Source organism: Chitinophaga sp., assembly GCF_035538455.1.
Classification (GTDB): domain Bacteria; phylum Bacteroidota; class Bacteroidia; order Chitinophagales; family Chitinophagaceae; genus Chitinophaga.
This window is the reverse complement of the sequence record NZ_DATLKJ010000173.1, coordinates 1-17,156: the sequence shown is the minus strand read 5'-3', so window position 1 is coordinate 17,156 and position 17,156 is coordinate 1. Positions and strand designations below refer to the sequence as shown.

General features: G+C 46.0%; 11 protein-coding genes. 5 read left to right on the top strand and 6 right to left on the bottom strand.

The window, feature by feature from the left end:
• Both VM802_RS20615 and VM802_RS20610 read right to left on the bottom strand, forming a co-directional pair.
• A partial coding sequence (locus VM802_RS20615; protein ID WP_325534062.1) for a TonB-dependent receptor occupies positions 1–2,584 on the bottom strand: 2,584 nt, incomplete at its 3' end.
• Positions 2,585–2,897: 313 nt separating this feature from the next.
• Entirely contained in the window at positions 2,898–3,500 is a 603-nt protein-coding gene (locus VM802_RS20610) for a hypothetical protein (protein WP_325534060.1), read from the bottom strand.
• A 267-nt stretch (positions 3,501–3,767) separates the two neighbouring features.
• Between VM802_RS20610 and VM802_RS20605 the strand changes: the two genes are divergently transcribed.
• Both VM802_RS20605 and VM802_RS20600 read left to right on the top strand, forming a co-directional pair.
• Positions 3,768–5,093 (top strand): AAA family ATPase, encoded by a 1,326-nt coding sequence (locus tag VM802_RS20605; RefSeq protein ID WP_325534058.1) that lies wholly within the window; start codon positions 3,768–3,770, stop codon positions 5,091–5,093.
• 5 nt (positions 5,094–5,098) lie between these two features.
• Positions 5,099–6,319, top strand: a complete 1,221-nt coding sequence (locus tag VM802_RS20600) for a tetratricopeptide repeat protein (RefSeq protein ID WP_325534056.1) — start codon at positions 5,099–5,101, stop codon at positions 6,317–6,319.
• Between the two features lie 79 nt (positions 6,320–6,398).
• Here the strand turns inward: VM802_RS20600 and gyrB are convergent, their stop codons facing one another.
• Both gyrB and VM802_RS20590 read right to left on the bottom strand, forming a co-directional pair.
• Positions 6,399–8,378 (bottom strand): DNA topoisomerase (ATP-hydrolyzing) subunit B, encoded by a 1,980-nt coding sequence (gene gyrB, locus VM802_RS20595; RefSeq protein ID WP_325534054.1) that lies wholly within the window; start codon positions 8,376–8,378, stop codon positions 6,399–6,401.
• Between the two features lie 120 nt (positions 8,379–8,498).
• Positions 8,499–10,163, bottom strand: coding sequence for an AsmA family protein (locus VM802_RS20590; protein WP_325534052.1), 1,665 nt, complete (start codon positions 10,161–10,163; stop codon positions 8,499–8,501).
• A gap of 155 nt (positions 10,164–10,318) precedes the next feature.
• On the opposite strand from VM802_RS20590, the gene VM802_RS20585 reads away from it, so the two are divergent.
• Positions 10,319–11,242: a helix-turn-helix domain-containing protein gene (locus tag VM802_RS20585; protein ID WP_325534050.1), complete on the top strand. Its 924-nt coding sequence runs from the start codon at positions 10,319–10,321 to the stop codon at positions 11,240–11,242.
• A gap of 349 nt (positions 11,243–11,591) precedes the next feature.
• On the opposite strand, the gene VM802_RS20580 is transcribed toward VM802_RS20585, so the two are convergent.
• On the bottom strand, positions 11,592–12,425 hold the full coding sequence (locus VM802_RS20580; RefSeq protein WP_325534048.1) for a hypothetical protein: 834 nt from the start codon (positions 12,423–12,425) through the stop codon (positions 11,592–11,594).
• A gap of 312 nt (positions 12,426–12,737) precedes the next feature.
• Positions 12,738–13,202 (bottom strand): PepSY-like domain-containing protein, encoded by a 465-nt coding sequence (locus tag VM802_RS20575; RefSeq protein ID WP_325534046.1) that lies wholly within the window; start codon positions 13,200–13,202, stop codon positions 12,738–12,740.
• A 255-nt stretch (positions 13,203–13,457) separates the two neighbouring features.
• On the opposite strand from VM802_RS20575, the gene ileS reads away from it, so the two are divergent.
• Together ileS and VM802_RS20565 are read left to right on the top strand one after the other, a co-directional pair.
• The gene (gene ileS, locus VM802_RS20570; RefSeq protein WP_325534044.1) at positions 13,458–16,784 is read left to right on the top strand and encodes an isoleucine--tRNA ligase; all 3,327 of its coding nucleotides are present in this window, start codon (positions 13,458–13,460) and stop codon (positions 16,782–16,784) included.
• A gap of 6 nt (positions 16,785–16,790) precedes the next feature.
• A partial coding sequence (locus VM802_RS20565; protein ID WP_325534042.1) for a hypothetical protein occupies positions 16,791–17,156 on the top strand: 366 nt, incomplete at its 3' end.

Here is a 17,156-nt window from a genome sequence, read left to right as displayed (position 1 = left end):
AGGACAACTGAGGATTGTTAGGATTCAGTGCCTGGTTCAGCTGCCAGTTAGACTCCATTGAGTTACGGATACCGTTGGTGAGATCTTTAGACTGACCGTAAGTATAGGCAGTCATAAAGTTCAGACCGAAGGGGAATGTTTTGCTGATCTGTCCTGTGATGCTGTAGCGGTAGCCTTTGTCGGTGTTAGACAGCAGGTATGCGTTAGTATACAGGCTGTTGATTTTCTTACCGGAGAAGATAGGCTGTTGTTTGTTTACATCATATGCGTAGTAAGTAGGATTGTCTACCAGGTTCACCTGCTGGAACATCAGATCTTTGATCACTTTGGTGTAGATACCTTCGATAGAGAATTTCCACTGGTCGCGGGTAGAGTAATCGAGGGCTACGCTGCTTCTCCATACCTGTGGCATTTTGAAGTTGTTGTCGATCAGGTCTACCTGGGTAGCGCCGGCAGCGTTGTTTACATCAACACCGTTCTGTTTCGCAAAGTCTGCGATACCATTTGCAGAAGGTTTGGCAGCAGGGTTTGGAGCATTTACGAATGCTTTGTCAGAAGATTTCTGATCGTAAGCGCCGTAAGTAACACCGTTGTTATAGTATGCATAGCCTAACCATGCGAAAGGAATACGACCTGTGAAGAAGCCGGTACCACCACGTAATACGAGGCTGTTGTCACCTTTGATGTCGTAGTTGAATCCTAAGCGGGGAGATATCTGAACGTTATTCAGGAAGTCGTTTTTGATATCTTTTGGCAGTGTGTAGCTGTAAGTAGTACCGTAGTTGGCGTCAACCGGAGCTTTAGTTGTTTTATCGCTCAGTGGTTGTTTGTTCGGAATACCAGCGTAGTCGAAGCGGATACCCGGAGTGATTTTGAAGCGGTCTGTCAGCTGGATTTCGTCCTGACCATAAAGGCTCAGCAGGTTCACTTTGAACTGTGCGGGAGGATTAGCCCAGATGTTATCGCGGGAATTGTTGCTGTAGTTGAAGTTACCACGAACGCGTGAAGGATTGTTGGCGATGAAGTCAGCTACGTTTTTGTAGTCGATACGGCCATTCCATGAGTTCACGAAACCATAAGTGATGTTATAGAACTCGTTGTGTGTACCGATGGTAATAGTGTGGTTGCCTTTGAACAGGGTAACGTTGTCGGTGATCTCAAACGTTTTCTGTTTCATGTTGAAGATACTTGCTTCACGGTCAGTACCCAGGAAGATAGTAGTACCTGGAGTTTTACCGCCGATCTGGATCTGCGGAACGGCAGGATCAGACAGTGGTTCGCGGTAATCGTGTACGTAAGAGTAACCGAGTATTAAGCTGTTGGAAAGTGTGTTGGAGAAATTGCTTTTCAGTTCGGCTACAGTAGATGTCTGGTTATTCACCTGTTTGAAGTCGATACCTTTGAAGCGGAAGTTCTGTTGATCACGTTCCAGGTTGGTAGCTTCTGAAGTGATAGTGTTGTTGCGCAGAGACAGCTGATGTTTGCCGTTGATGTGCCAATCGAGTCTGTTAAAGAATTTGTTAGAGTTGGAATAGATGGTGGTGTTGCCGGAAGTACCTGCATCCACGCCATATTCAGCCATCTTTGCGGAGATTTTGTCCGCATCATCTTTGCTCAGGATGTTAGCTACATCAGCAGAACCTGCTGCCAAGATCACGGGGTCTACTCTGCGTGTGATTTCTTCGTTGGTGAAGAAGAATAATTTGTCTTTGATGATAGGGAAGCCTAAGCGAACGCCTGCCTGATAGTCATGGAAGTCGCTGGGTAATTTAGAACCGTCGCCGGCGTTGTTCTTACCGATCAGGGTTGCGTTACGACCGAATCCATAAACAGAGCCATGGAATTCGTTGGTACCGCTACGTGTTACAGCGTTCACGCTACCGCCGAGGAAGTTACCGATCTTCACATCAAATGGAGCCAGTAATACCTGAATATCCTGGATCGCATCAATAGATACAGGGTTAGTACGGGTGCTGCTTCCTGGCTGGCCGCTGGTGTTGCTCTGTCCACCGAGAGAAGGGCTGAAGCCGATCGCGTCGTTGTTGATTGCACCATCCAGGGTTACGTTGTTATAACGGTAGTTAGTACCAAGGAATGAGTTGTTGCTGCTCTGCGGTGTTACACGGGTGAAGTCCTGCAGGCTGCGGCTCAGGGAAGGCAGTGATTTGATCTGCTCTTGTCCTACGCGTGTGCCGCCGGATTTACCGCCGCTGGCAGTACCTGTTACTACGATCTCACTCAGTGCAGTGGATTCTTCTGCGAGTTTGAAGTTGAAGTTAATGGTACCAAGGCCAAGGTTGACATTATCTTTAGTTTCTTTCTTATATCCTATGAAAGTTACGGTGATGGTATAAGGACCACCTGGATTCAGGTTCGGCAGGATATAACGCCCGTCTGAGTTGGTTAATGCACCAGATTTGGCGCCGGTGCTGGTGTTTACAGCAACCACGGTTACCCCTGGAATTGCCTGTCCTGCAGCGTCAGCCACCTTACCGGAAACGGTGGAAGTGGTGATCTGGGCCTGCACACCATTACAAAATAGAATTACAATAAAGCTAGCTAGTAGCGTGACAAAAGATTTCATAAAGCCTGTAAGTATTTACAGGTGCAAAGGACGCAGTCCAAAGCAACCAGAATGTTAACAGATCATTACGAAATTGTTAAGGATGGCTTAAATGTGCCTTAAATTTATGTTAAACTACCTTTTTGGTGGTAAAATAGCATCAATTACTTTAATTTAAAGTGAAGGCAATGTTAAGAGTCTGCTTAAAATAGTCAACAGGAGCATTTATTAACTCCAAGGAAACAATAAATAATTATGGCGTAACTATTAAGACTATACGAAAAAGCCCCGCCTCGACAGGCAGGGCTGGTTTAGTGATTTCAAAAAACGATAGTTAGTTAATGTCGACTTTAAAAGTCCCGTCCGTTAAAGGCTTTTCAATTTCACCACTGGTTAAAGTGCCGGAGAATGTTCCCTCGGCATGTTTACTATTAATGCTTTCAAGTTTTACTGTGATGGATTTACCGATATAACCGTCCGTCTTCTGCTGTACATCCATCAGGGATACTTCTACACCTTCCCTGAATTCACCGTTGCGTACGCTATCGGGGAAGGTGATCATCAGTTCCAGATGCTTCACAAAATTGTTGGTAACACCATCTATAACCAGTGTTTTCTTCCCGGCCACAACCGTATCCGTGATGTATGCCGTGGTAGCGTTAGATCTGTAGGTTTCGCTTCCTACCTTGAATGAGAAATAGGGAGCCGGAATAAGTTCATTCTTTTTACTGTCGCATCCGGCAAGAACTGCTCCCAGTAAAGCCACAACGGCTACCATTAATAAATTTAAGCGCATAGGGTAGAATTTTCTGTTCTGGTATGCCGTCGCAAAATATAACCGGTGCTGGCCGTAGAAGATCACTCCGGCCAGCATTTTCTTCACGTGAATGCAGGTGTACCGGTTAGGTTTATTGGCATAGGGATAAATTCGATGCAATATATACAATATATTTCAAATTAAATAAAATATTAATGAGTTAGTTTCGCACGAGTGATCTGCCACGCCTGCTGAAATGATAATTATACCTTGAGATTCAGGGCTTTCGCCACACACTTGATGAAACATTATAATCATCATTTTTTATGAATAGGATGATAAACGGGATATATAACAATAGTGCCGCTGATAGCATATTTAACAATATTTTTGTGTGGTAATCCGTATTATTACGCTCTTTGTAGGTATATTTTTAACAAGCACATTATGTCATCGGAAGTGATCAAACAATTACAGGAAGCAGTGCAGTTTTCACCGGAAAATGTGCCTTTGCGCTTACACCTCGCACAGGTGTTGCTGCAGGACTACGCTTATGCGCAGGCTGAAGAGCAGTACCGCAAAGTATTGGAACTGTCGCACGATAACACTGCCGCACAACTTGGATTGGCCCGCACCTTTTATCATCAGCAGAAATATTCAGCAGCCATTGTAGTACTTGAACAGCTCGAACACCACGAGCCGGATCATTTTGATGCGCTCCTGTTACATTGCCGTATCCTCGTGAAAGAAAATTCATTGCAGGCGGCTAAAGACATTTATCAGCATCTGCTGCAGATAAATCCCGGTTTCCGCGATGAAGCCCTGGATGCGCAATTTCGTCTTCCCCAGCAGCAACAGTATACCGTTTCAGATGAAGATATAGATGAGGAGGAAGAAAAGGTATTCACTCTTGAAAAGCCTGATATTAACTTCTCTGATGTGGGAGGAATGGAAAGGGAAAAACAGGAGATAGATCTGAAGATCATTAAACCACTTCAGTTCCCGGATCTTTATAAAGCCTATGGTAAGAAAGCCGGTGGCGGCATTCTGTTATACGGTCCTCCGGGATGTGGAAAAACTTATCTGGCGAAGGCTACAGCCGGACAGATACAGGCCGAGTTCATTAATGTTGGCATCCATGATGTATTAGATATGTGGATTGGCAACAGTGAAAAGAATCTTCATAGCCTGTTTGAGCTGGCCAGGCAGAGCCGGCCCTGTGTGCTTTTCTTCGATGAAGTGGATGCACTGGGTGCTAACCGCAACAGCATGCGTAACAGTGGCGCCAGTCACCTTATCAACCAGTTCCTGGCAGAAATGGATGGCATTGCCGCCAACAACGAAAACGTCCTGATCATTGGCGCTACCAATGCGCCCTGGAGCCTTGACCCGGCATTCCGCCGCCCCGGCCGTTTCGACAGGATCATCTTTGTAGCGCCTCCGGATACTGATGGGCGTGAAGAGATCCTGAAACTGCAGCTTGCGGGTAAACCAGTTGCCAATGCTGACTATACAGCTCTCGCAAAAGCTACTGCCGGCTATTCCGGTGCAGACCTGAAAGCGGTGGTGGATCTTGCTGTGGAGGAAAAGCTGCTGGAAGCCTTGCAGAAAGGCACCCCACAACCCATTTCGCAAAAAGAGCTGGTAAAAGCCATCAAAACACATAAACCTACTACAAGGGAATGGTTCAATACTGCACGCAATTACGCACTCTATGCCAATGATGCAGGCTTGTATGATGAAGTGCTCAAATACCTGGATATTAAGAAATAACGTTTATGGCTGTATTAATCCAGCGCGCTCAGCTGCTGTTGCAGCAAGGCCGCTACCAGGATGCATTGAATACACTGCGTCAGCACCTGAGCACCAGCGCTAATGATATAGATGGGTTGTTCCTGCTTGCCATCTGTTACCTGGAAATGGATGGCGGAGAGAAAGCTGCGGAAGTGATCAGCAACGCGCTGGCACTTGCCCCTGACGATGACCGCTTCCTCTATCTTCAGGCACGCGTAGCGCTCAATAATAATAATCTCAACGCCGGTATACAGGCTATCGGCGCTGCTGTAGCCCTCAATCCTTACAATGCTGATTATTTTGCTATGTGGAGCCAGCTGCTGCTTTTTAAGAAAAGCTACCAGGATGCCCTGAAGAAAGCAGAAGAAGGGCTGGCCATCGATCCGGAAAACCAGGCATGCCTCAACCTCCGCTCACATGCACTCTTCAGCCTGGGCAATAAGGAAGCGGCGTTTTCTGATCTGCATGAAGCACTGGAGCATAACCCAGAGAATGCCTATACCCATGCGAATCTCGGCTGGAAATGGCTGGAGGCCGGCGACCACCGTAAAGCCCTGGAGCATTTCCGGGAATCGTTGAAAATAGATCCCAATCAGCAGTGGGCTAAAAGCGGTATGGTGCAGGCTATGAAAGCCAGGTACTGGCTGTATCGTCAGTTCCTGAATTACAGCTTCTTCATGGGCCGCCAGAAGGCAGGCACGCAATGGATTATCATTATTGCCATCTTTGTGCTCACACAGGTGGCGAGCCGTGTATACTTCCCTATTTATGTATTACTGGCGCTGCTGGCGGTATCCACCTGGCTGATAGCACCAGTGAGTAACCTGTTTCTGCGGCTGAATCCTTACGGCCGGTATGCACTTACAGCAGAGCAGACACGCGTATCTAACCTTGTGGGAATATTATTGCTGGTAGCATTACTGTCTGCCGCAGCTTTCTGGATAACAGGTATTGCTGGTATACTGGCATTATGTATCTGTGCCGGGGTGCTGTTGTTACCGGTTTCAAGCATGTATGCTTCCCAGAGCGTGAAAGGCAGAAGGATATTCCGCATATATACGTTGTCACTGGCGGGGCTTGGATTGGCAGGCACCATACTGGCGTTTGTCAATGGAGATCCTTTTAATATAGTCGTTACTGTTATGCTGATTGGTGTATTCCTCTACCAGTTTTTAGCGAATTATATTATTACGAAGGAAGGATAAACAGGTAATAGTATAAAGCAATTAGCCCTTAGTTAAAATTTTAACTAAGGGCTAATTGCTTTATACTATTACCTGAAAGTTAGGCGTCTATTTTTGCGTATTTGGCGTGAGATTCAATGAAGGCCCTGCGCGGAGGTACTTCATCGCCCATCAGCATACTGAATACACGGTCTGCTTCCGCAGCGCTTTCGATGGTCACCTGTTTCAGGGTGCGCATCTCGGGGTCCATTGTAGTAGACCACAGCTGCTCGGCGTTCATTTCACCAAGACCTTTGTATCGCTGGATGGTAACACTGTCTTCCTTACCGCCGCCTGCGAGCTTGGCAACGGCAGCTTTACGCTGCTCTTCATTCCAGGCGTAAATCTGGTCTTTACCTTTCTTAACAAGGTACAATGGCGGCTGGGCAATGTATACGTAACCCTGTTCTACCAGCGCTTTCATATAACGGAAAACGAAGGTGAGGATCAGGGTAGCAATGTGGCTACCGTCCACGTCCGCATCCGTCATGATGATCAGTTTGTGGTAGCGCAGTTTGGAGAGGTTGAGGGCTTTGTCGTCTTCCTCTGTACCAATAGTTACGCCCAGTGCTGTAAATATGTTCTTGATCTCGTTGTCTTCATAGATTTTGTGCTCCATGGCCTTTTCCACGTTCAGGATCTTACCACGCAGCGGCAGGATAGCCTGGAAGTTCCTGTTACGGCCCTGTTTAGCTGTACCACCCGCGGAATCCCCTTCCACAAGGTAAAGCTCACATTTTTGAGGATCGTTGTCTGAGCAGTCGGCCAGTTTACCAGGAAGTCCGCTGCCGGTCATTACGCTTTTGCGCTGTACCAGCTGACGCGCCTTGCGGGCTGCTTCACGGGCCTGGGCTGCCAGTACCACTTTGTTGATAACTGTTTTAGCCTCGCGGGGATTTTCTTCCAGGTAGGCATCCAGTACGGCAGCTACGGAGCTGTCCACAACGCCCATTACATCAGAGTTACCCAGTTTGGTTTTAGTTTGTCCTTCAAACTGCGGCTCCGGTACTTTTACGCTGATGATCGCGCTCAAGCCTTCACGGAAGTCATCGCCGGTCACTTCTACCTTTGATTTCTCAAACAGTTTGTTCTTATCGCCATAAGCCTTGAATACTCTGGTGATGGCACGGCGGAAGCCCGCTACGTGCGTACCACCTTCAATGGTGTTGATGTTATTAACGTAAGAGAAAATGTTTTCGCTGAAGGAGTCGTTATAAACTAATGCTACTTCAACCTCAACGTTGGAAGCATTGTCGTGTGTCTCTATATAAATAGGAACAGGCAGTAGTGGGTTACGGCGCCCGCTTTTATCCAGCATCTGTACAAACTCCCTTATACCGCCTTCACTGTAGAAGGTTTCTGAGAAGATTTGTCCTTCTTCATCCTTTTCGCGTTCATCTTTCAGGATGATACGGATTTTGCGGTTCAGGAAAGCCAGTTCGCGTAAGCGGCCTGCCAGGATTTCACGGTTATAGGTGGTTTCCTTGAAGATTTCGCCGTCCGGCTTGAAATGTACAGTGGTACCGGTTGAATTGCTGGTACCGATTTCACGTACGCTATATTGTGGGATACCGCGGTGGTATTCCTGTTCAAACAGTTTCCCTTCGAGTTTAACGGTCACATGGCATATTGCACTCAGTGCGTTCACGCAGCTTACGCCCACCCCGTGCAGACCACCGGATACCTTATAGGTGTTTTTATCGAATTTACCACCGGCATGGAGCACGGTCATTACCACCTCGAGTGCAGATTTACCCTCTTTCGGGATAATGCCCACGGGGATACCGCGGCCGTCGTCTACAACGCGGATAGAGTTGTCCTCGCATATGGTGACCTCAATATTTTTGCAATACCCGGCCAGCGCCTCATCAATGGAGTTGTCTACTACTTCATAAACAAGGTGGTGAAGTCCTTTGACGCCAATGTCGCCGATATACATCGCCGGACGCTTGCGCACGGCCTCCAGACCTTCCAATACCTGTATACTCCCCGCATCATATCCGTTGCTGGGGCTGGTTGCTTGCACTAATTCTTCGCTCATATGTTGGTGTAAAATCTTTTAGAAATAAAAATGGTAGACAATCATGCAAAAATACGAAAAATAAGCCTTATTTCCATAAAAGAAACGCTGTTTTTAAGAGGGATGGATGTGCTTTTTTCATTAAATATTTTTTGCGCCTACAGTTTCCTTCACGCCGGTGAATAAAGTTTTCCAGATCAGGTTGAAGAAAGACTTCTGAATATCCCTCTTATACGCTGGCGTTGACACCCTTATCTTCCCGCCTGGGAGCGGATTGGAATCCTGGATAACCATAATATTGGCTACAAAGCTCTTCAGCCCCTGCCTGATATACCCCTTCTGACCGTTATTGTGTTGCAGTAAGGCAATTTTAAGATTATCATAAAGCAACTTTACCGTACCACTTGCCTTGTATTCGTCTCCGCTGATATTAAAGTTCAGGTCCCGGATATTGCAGGACCGGATTTCCACCTTTCCCAATGGCTCCGTTACCTGGTTGAGATCTTTCCCATTCATATCTTTCAGCTGGCCATTTACAGAAAAACTGCCTGTCGGGCTTTGCAGTGTAAAATCAAAGTGCGCGGTTAGCTTACCACTTTGCATAAATACGGCATCCACGTCTGCGATGCAATGGTTATTGATCTTTACCATAGAATCAATATTGGTGATATTGGTAAGCCGGCCATTAACACGCCCAAAACTGATAGCTCCTTCTTCTCCTGAATCGGGGCTTACTTCGGTGTACTGCACGTCTATGTTATTGCCTGTAAGTGTATCTATTTTTACCGGCAGTTTGAGTTGTTGTAGCAGTTGATTAGGATACTTACCTAATTTGTTGCCGGGTGGCATGGGCAACCGCCTGTCTCTGTATATATGCAGCTTTCCGGCGTTTATATTTACACGTTGCGCCCACAGTTTTTGTTCCTGGAGCAGCAATATAGGATTCAGGTTTTCAATGCTGATATTGCTCAATAATACTTCGTACCGGTCCTGCTGTACGCCGTTCCGTTGCTGGAATGCTGCCTTGTCGTACCGTGGCTGTATTTCCAGCTGGCCTGCATGTAATGTACGTTCAGCAGCATCATAGCTGATCCCTTTTATGTTTAGCTGATAGAGGCTGTCATGGCTGATCCGCATTTGATCCCGCAGCCTGATTTCATAATTGCGGGCATACAGGTAGCGGGTCGGGTCATTGAGTGAGGCTGCATTGATAAGAAAATCGTTTATCCGTATACGTAAGCTGTTAAACCGGCGTATTAATCTGGTAGAATCTTTTCTGGTATAGATATATTTCAGGTGTGTATTATCGAGGATGAGTTTTCCGATGATGATGGATTTCATTTTGGAGGAAATGCTTTCATAAGCTGTTTTAGGGGCTGACGTATCCTTTACCGTGGCGTTCTGCTCAACCAGAATATCAGGAGAACTTACTACCACAGAAGCCGCATTGAATTCCTTTTTTATAAAATATCTCCAGGGTCTGAAATAATTCAGTTCCAGTTTTTCCACATGTACGGTGTAAATATCGGCTGGGGCGCGGTGTGCAGCCAGGAGTTGGTGGTATACCGCTGTGTCGGGTGTCATGGACGCATCTGTGAGTGTAACGCTGCCAGTGAGTACATTTAGTTTGAGATCTCTGAACTTTACCACATACAGGCTGTCAGAAAGCTCTGATACATAACCTGGAATTTCCCGCCGCAGCAGGCGGGTCCAGTGTTGATTAAGATACCATCCGGCGCCCAGTATAAGTACCAGTATTATAATAAATGTCCATTCTATGATTTTCCTCCGCTTTGGCTTTTCCATCTGTTAAATTTAAGCTTTTAACCAATGCTTGCTGATACTGCAATCCAGTGTCAGATCCTGATCTGTAAAGGTGTTGTATTGTAAGTGTATTGTCAAAATGCATTTCGTTTAAAATTGAATCGCTAAATTTGTCCCGGTTTTAAACGATCAGCAAAGTGAAAGAAATACAGGAAATATTGGCTCTGGCTATACCTCAACCCGCAATGAGCGACCAGTTACGATTGGCCGAGGAAGATAGTGTTACAGTACCTGATTGTCTTGACTTCACTTTACAACGTTTTGTATACGATACACCTCTTCCGGTGGAAGATGTGGCTATGGTAGTTTATCAGCCCGCCAAAAGAGGACAGTCAGCAGCCATTGAGCTGCGTTACTGCGTAGCCGGTAGCAAGTACTGCAAAAACCCTTCCTGCACAGATCAGTTATGTGCTGAAGGCAAGAAGGATTCCTGCTCAGACAGGGTGCCCTCTGTTGATCTGGTGACTGTACGTTTCCAGCCTGCATTTATACAATCTCTGCAAAAAGGAACTTCTTCCTTCTCCTTATTCGAGAATCAAACACGCAAGCCTTTTGTGAAAACCATCCAGCCCTGCACTAAATCCAAATCGGTGCTGGAAACGATGGTGCATCACGACTACGAAGGCATGCTGAAAAATATCTTCCTCCAGAGCCGTGCCCTGGACCTCTTGCTCTATAGTTCAGACCAGTTCATGCAGAATGATCCGGATGAACGCTATGGATGCCGCTTCCTGACACATCTGGAAGACCGTGAAAAAATTGAGAAAGCCCGCAGCATCCTCCTGGAGCAGCTGGATTCACCCATTACCATCCGCGATCTCGCACGCAAGGTGGCCATGAACGAATGTTACCTGAAAAAAGGCTTCAAAGCAATGTTTGGTACTACCATCTATGACTATTTCCAAAAGGAAAGGATGGAAAAGGCCAAAGGACTACTCTATGAAAAGGGTATGTCTGTTTCTGAAGTGGCTATGCTGATGGGATATTCCTGTATTTCCCACTTCTCTACCGCCTTTAAAAAGCACACCGGGCTCAAGCCTTGTGAACTGCTGTTAAGATAAGGTGTTCTTCACTATTGACGGGCGTTTTGCTCATTTTCCCTTTTTGATCATTACTTTTCCCGAATTGAAAAGTCTGCCAGGAAATATCTGCGTTACTTTGTAACACGATAAGCAAATATCTATTTGCACTTCCAAATAAGCTTCCTTATTAGATTTGACCATGGGAAAATCTTGTACGGCATTAAGTAAGTAAAGCCATAAATTTATGTTTGCATTCTTATATCAAACACCATTAATTTAGAGAATTGCAATCTTGCCGTATAAGTATTAACCAGATTTTATAAAGTCGCCTTGCTTCTGCAGGGCGGCTTTTTTTATAGGAACAGCGAGGGATCCCGGTAGGATACTACTATGGTACACCCAGCATCAGTACTGTATCCGGGAGTAGAGGCGGACTTGACGCGGGCATGATATGGCTTAGTCCCGGCGAGTGAGTGGAGGGAAATGCCTGATTGATAGGGAAACGGGTGTTTTTTTCTGGTAATTGCCTGAGCTTCTGTTGCTTCGGGTTGAATTTCCTGCGCAACCCCTGCTGCATTTGTGGGAGTTGTACGGCGATAATATCGGCTGCCTGATACTTCCTGTTGTGTGAAGGAAAGCCATCCTTTATGCCTCTTATCTGCAAAACGACCACCAGTATGCCTTTACCTGGTACATTCATATTACATGCAGCCCCCTTAAAGGATTCTCCGGTTTGCACGGTAAGTACGGCGCTTTCTGTGCCCACTACCTGGCGGGTTGCGAAATTGATACGGGCTGCGATCACTTTTATTTCCAGGGCGTCCATGCCGTTGCAGGCCGCTAATGCCTGGGGTGGAATGCATAGGATGCCGTCCTGTGAAAGTTTGGGCGCGAGGTCGAGAAACCGGTGAGTTCCAGTATGCCGGTTGAATCTGAAGGCGGTTGTGCTGGGGATGTCATTGCCGGCGGAGGGCACGAGTGTGCTGGTTAGCCTGTTGATATGCCCGCTATCACAATTAACATCCAGTTTACGGGAGAACGCGCGACGAATAAGTGCGCCAGTTTGGCTGGCTCTGCCAAATCGGTGGGCGGCCTGACAGGTAGCGGCTGTTTGTCTGACTTTTGCCGGCATACTGCGTACGAAGTATTTGCCATTGCGGCTATAACCAATGAGGTTGCCGAGTTTGCCTGTGAAGGTGAGGATGGAAGTTTGTTTTGCCATGACAATTGGGGTTAATGTTACTTAAAGATAGCATTATTGGCAGAAGTCAATTTATGGCTGTATTGCAGATTATTCAACGGCAGCGCATGGATACCGAGGAAATGTTCAGGGGGAGAGTATGAGGTATTGAATGGTCTCTAAAGCCGATCGGACGTATGTTAGAGAATATTGAAAATCCGGGATACGGATAAATTTCAGGAGGCAGGTGCTGATTCTTATTGTGACTGTGGGTTTAGTACAAATGAAAAACCCCGCCCAAAAGAGCAGGGTCTGTCCTATTTATCCCTATACCTATGAAATACGTGATTAATGCTATTCAGTGACGGTGCCTGCTTCGTTCAACAACACTGCTTTATCTGCACCATTGTCCTGAATATTTACTTTGTAGTAAGCAGCTACATCTGCTCTCTCAATTTTCCAGCCATCTTTTATGGTTGCTGCCGGATACTTAGTTTTCAGTGTTCCGGTAACAGTTTCTGGGAGAGATTCCGCGTTATATGAGCTTCTGGTAGCAATCCACTTGCCTTCAGCATCGTACTCTGCTACTGTTTTTATATTGTCTTTGAGGAAACTGGCGTTCCAGTGGCCCGCACTTGTCTTACTCCACTTAGTGCTGGTAGTTCCCGCAAAATTCTGATCAAAAGAACTTTTCACTGCCGCTGGTGCTTCCACCGTGTGAGCGACTGTTTTACTTTTTTTAACCGATTTTTTTTGCTGTGCAAAACTTATGCCGGAAGTGACTAATACCGCACAAAAAATTAACGTCAACTTTTTCATATCAGATATGGTTTATCCGTGTTGGGTTAAAATTAATTACTAGGTTTTTCTTTTCTTCCTGGCAAAGAGCTAAAACAATGCCAAAAACGTAAAATAAATACTCTTTATTGTAAATTACTAAAAAATGTTCAAAAATTTTTCAAAAAGCTCCATTTTCAATAAAGTTGCCCCTACAGGAGCCGTTGTATTTTCTTAACTTCGCACAATTTTAATCAATTATTGTCTAAATAACATCAAAGGGCGGAGAATTGTTTTATGTCCAGCAAATACCAGGAATTTAACCAGCTGAATTTACCTCAGATAGAGAAAGATATATTACAGCAATGGGAGCTTCACCAGGCTTTTGAGAAAAGTGTGGAAGTACGCGAAGGCGCCACTCCTTTTGTATTTTATGAAGGGCCCCCGAGCGCCAATGGTTTACCGGGTATTCACCACGTTATTTCGCGAACCCTGAAGGATCTGGTTTGCCGGTATAAAACTATGCGCGGCTTCCAGGTAAAACGTAAAGGCGGCTGGGATACACATGGTCTTCCGGTGGAGCTTGGCGTAGAGAAGAGCCTGGGTATTACCAAGGAAGATATCGGGAAGAAAATTTCGGTGGCTGATTATAACGATACCTGCCGTAAAGAGGTATTGAAGTATAAAGACAAATGGGACGACCTGACCCGTAAGATGGGATATTGGGTGGACCTGAAGAATCCTTATATCACTTTCGACAATAATTACATTGAATCCCTGTGGTGGAGTTTGCAGACACTGTATAAAAAAGGTCTTTTATACAAGAGCGTGAGCATCCAGCCATACTCTCCGGCAGCAGGTACAGGTTTGAGCTCCCATGAGCTGAACCAGCCCGGCACTTATAAGGATGTAAGGGACACCACGGTGGTGGCAATGTTCAAAGCGGTGAAAGCGGCTAATTCCCAGTTCCTCTTTGATGCTGCGGGTTCTGATGAGGTGTTTTTCCTGGCCTGGACCACTACGCCATGGACACTTCCGTCTAACCTTGGTCTTACTGCGGGCGCCAATATAGAATATGTATTAGTAAACACTTTCAATCAATATACACACCTGCCAGTAAACGTTGTGCTGGCAAAGGCGCTGTTGGGCAAATATTTCAAGGTAGAAGGCGAGAATGCTGATTTTGCGGCCTACCAGGAAGGAGATAAAGTGATCCCCTGGAAGGTGCTGACGACCTTTAAGGGCAGTCAGCTCGAGAATATCCGTTATGAGCAGCTGTTGCCTTATGTACAGCCTGAGGAGGGAGATCCTTTCCGTGTGATCCTGGGGGATTTCGTTACCACAGAAGACGGTACCGGTATTGTGCATACCGCTCCTGCTTTTGGTGCAGACGATAACCGTGTTGGAAAGAAGTACGGTATCGGTATCCTTACGCTGGTGGACCGGGAAGGTAAATTCACGGACAATGTGGGTGAATTTTCCGGCAGGTTTGTGAAAAACTACAAAGACGATCCTGACTATAAGGATGTGGATGTTGATATTGCCGTGAAGCTCAAAAAAGAGAACAGGGCATTCAAAGTGGAAAAATATGAACACACCTATCCGCATTGCTGGCGTACAGACAAACCGGTATTATATTACCCGCTGGATGCCTGGTTCATTAAAACTACTGCGCTGAAAGACAGGATGGTAGAATTGAACAAGACCATCAACTGGAAACCGGCATTTACCGGTACCGGCCGTTTTGGTAACTGGCTGGAGAATATGGTTGACTGGAACCTGAGCCGCAGCCGTTACTGGGGTACTCCACTGCCGATCTGGCGTACTGAAGATGGTAGTGAGGAAAAATGCATTGGTGGTATAGAAGAGCTGAACACTGAGATCCGCAAAGCAAATGAAGTGCTGGGCGGTGATGTGAATAAATCGTACCTGCACGAAGGAATCCTTGACCTGCATAAGCCATATGTAGATGAAATTATCCTGGTGAGCGATTCCGGCAAGCCCATGCGTCGTGAGCCGGATCTGATAGATGTGTGGTTTGACAGTGGTGCGATGCCTTATGCGCAATGGCATTATCCGTTTGAAAACAAGGAATTACTGGAAAAAGGCCAGGCTTTCCCGGCTGATTTCATTGCAGAAGGAGTGGATCAGACCCGTGGCTGGTTCTACACGCTGCATGCGCTGGGTGTAATGCTGTTCGACAGCGTGGCATATAAAACCGTAGTTTCCAATGGTTTGGTGCTGGATAAGAATGGCCAGAAAATGAGTAAGCGCCTTGGCAATGTGGTAAATCCGTTTACGACTATTGAACAATACGGAGCAGACGCTACCCGCTGGTATCTTATTACCAATGCCTCCCCCTGGGACAGCCTCAAATTTGATGAAAAAGGTATAGGTGAAGCACAGCGCAAGCTGTTTGGTACCTTGTACAATACCTATAACTTCTTCGCTATGTATGCTAATCTTGATAAGTTTACATTCAGCGAAGCAGCAGTTCCGCTGGAGGAACGTCCTGAAATAGACCGTTGGATCATTTCGGTGCTGAACTCCCTGGTAAAGGATGTAACCAGCAACCTGGATGAGTATGAGCCAACCCAGGCAGGAAGAGCTATCGAACGTTTTGTAGATGAGCACCTGAGTAACTGGTATGTACGTCTCTGCCGCCGTCGTTTCTGGAAAGGTGAGTACGGTCAGGACAAAATCAGCGCTTACCAGACCTTATATGAGTGCCTGGAAAAGGTAGCACAGTTGATGGCGCCGGTTTCTCCATTCTTTACGGACTGGTTATTCAATAACCTTAACAAGGTGACCGGACGTTATACTGCAGTTTCCATCCATCATACTGATTTCCCGACAGCGAGCGAGGCAGCTATCGACCAGGATCTGGAAGAGAGAATGCAGCTGGCGCAGGATATATCTTCCCTGGTATTATCGTTGCGTAAGAAGGTGAATATCAAGGTTCGGCAGCCGTTGCAGAAGATACTTATTCCGGTAGCTGATGGTCATATGAAGGAGCAGCTGGAAAAAGTGGCGGATCTGATAAAAAGTGAAGTAAATGTGAAAGGGATTGACTATCTTACCGAAACGGAAGGTTTCATCAAGAAAAAGATTAAACCGAACTTCAAATCGCTCGGAAGCAAAATGGGGGCAAAGATGAAATCTGTGGCGGCGGCTATTAATGGTTTCACTGAAAAAGATATTTCCTCCATAGAGCGTGACGGTCATTTCAACCTGATTGTGGATGGAGAGCAGTTGCAGATACAACTCTCTGATGTAGAGATCATTTCCGAAGATATCCCTGGATGGACAGTAGCAAATAAAGGCGCCCTAACAGTAGCGCTGGATATTACTATTACAGCTCTTTTGCAGGATGAGGGAAATGCCAGGGAACTGGTGAACCGTATACAGAAAATCCGTAAGGACAGCGGGTTTGAATTAACTGACAGGATTAATGTTGCTGTGGAAGGCGTAGATTCGCTGAAATCGGCGATTATTAACTATAATGACTATATTTGCACGGAAATTTTGGCAGATAGCTTGGAATTGGTGGAGCAATTACAGGGTGGTACTGAAATAGAGGTAAACGACCTTAAATTTAACGTATTAGTTAACAAAAAAAGCTAATCCCCCATGGCAACAAAAAAGAAAGTTGCTGGTAAATCGACCCAAAAGGCAGCTCAGGCTAAGAAGGCAGTAGCAAAAAAGACTACTCCTGTGAAGAAAGCTGCCAGTAAGCCTGCACCGGCTAAGAAAGCTGCACCCGCACCTAAAAAAGCAGCGGTAAAGAAGGCAGCAGTGAAAGTTGCCAAGCCAGCAGCAAAGAAAGCCGTGGTAACGAAAGCTGTTGTTAAAAAGGCAGAACCTGCCAAAAAGAATGGTGTTAAGAAAGCATCAACCACCAAGAGCAGTAAGATATCATCTGTTAAAAAAACTGCTTTACCTGTAAAATCGACCGTTAAAAAAGAGCCTGCTGTAAAGCAGCAAGTGGTTACGAAA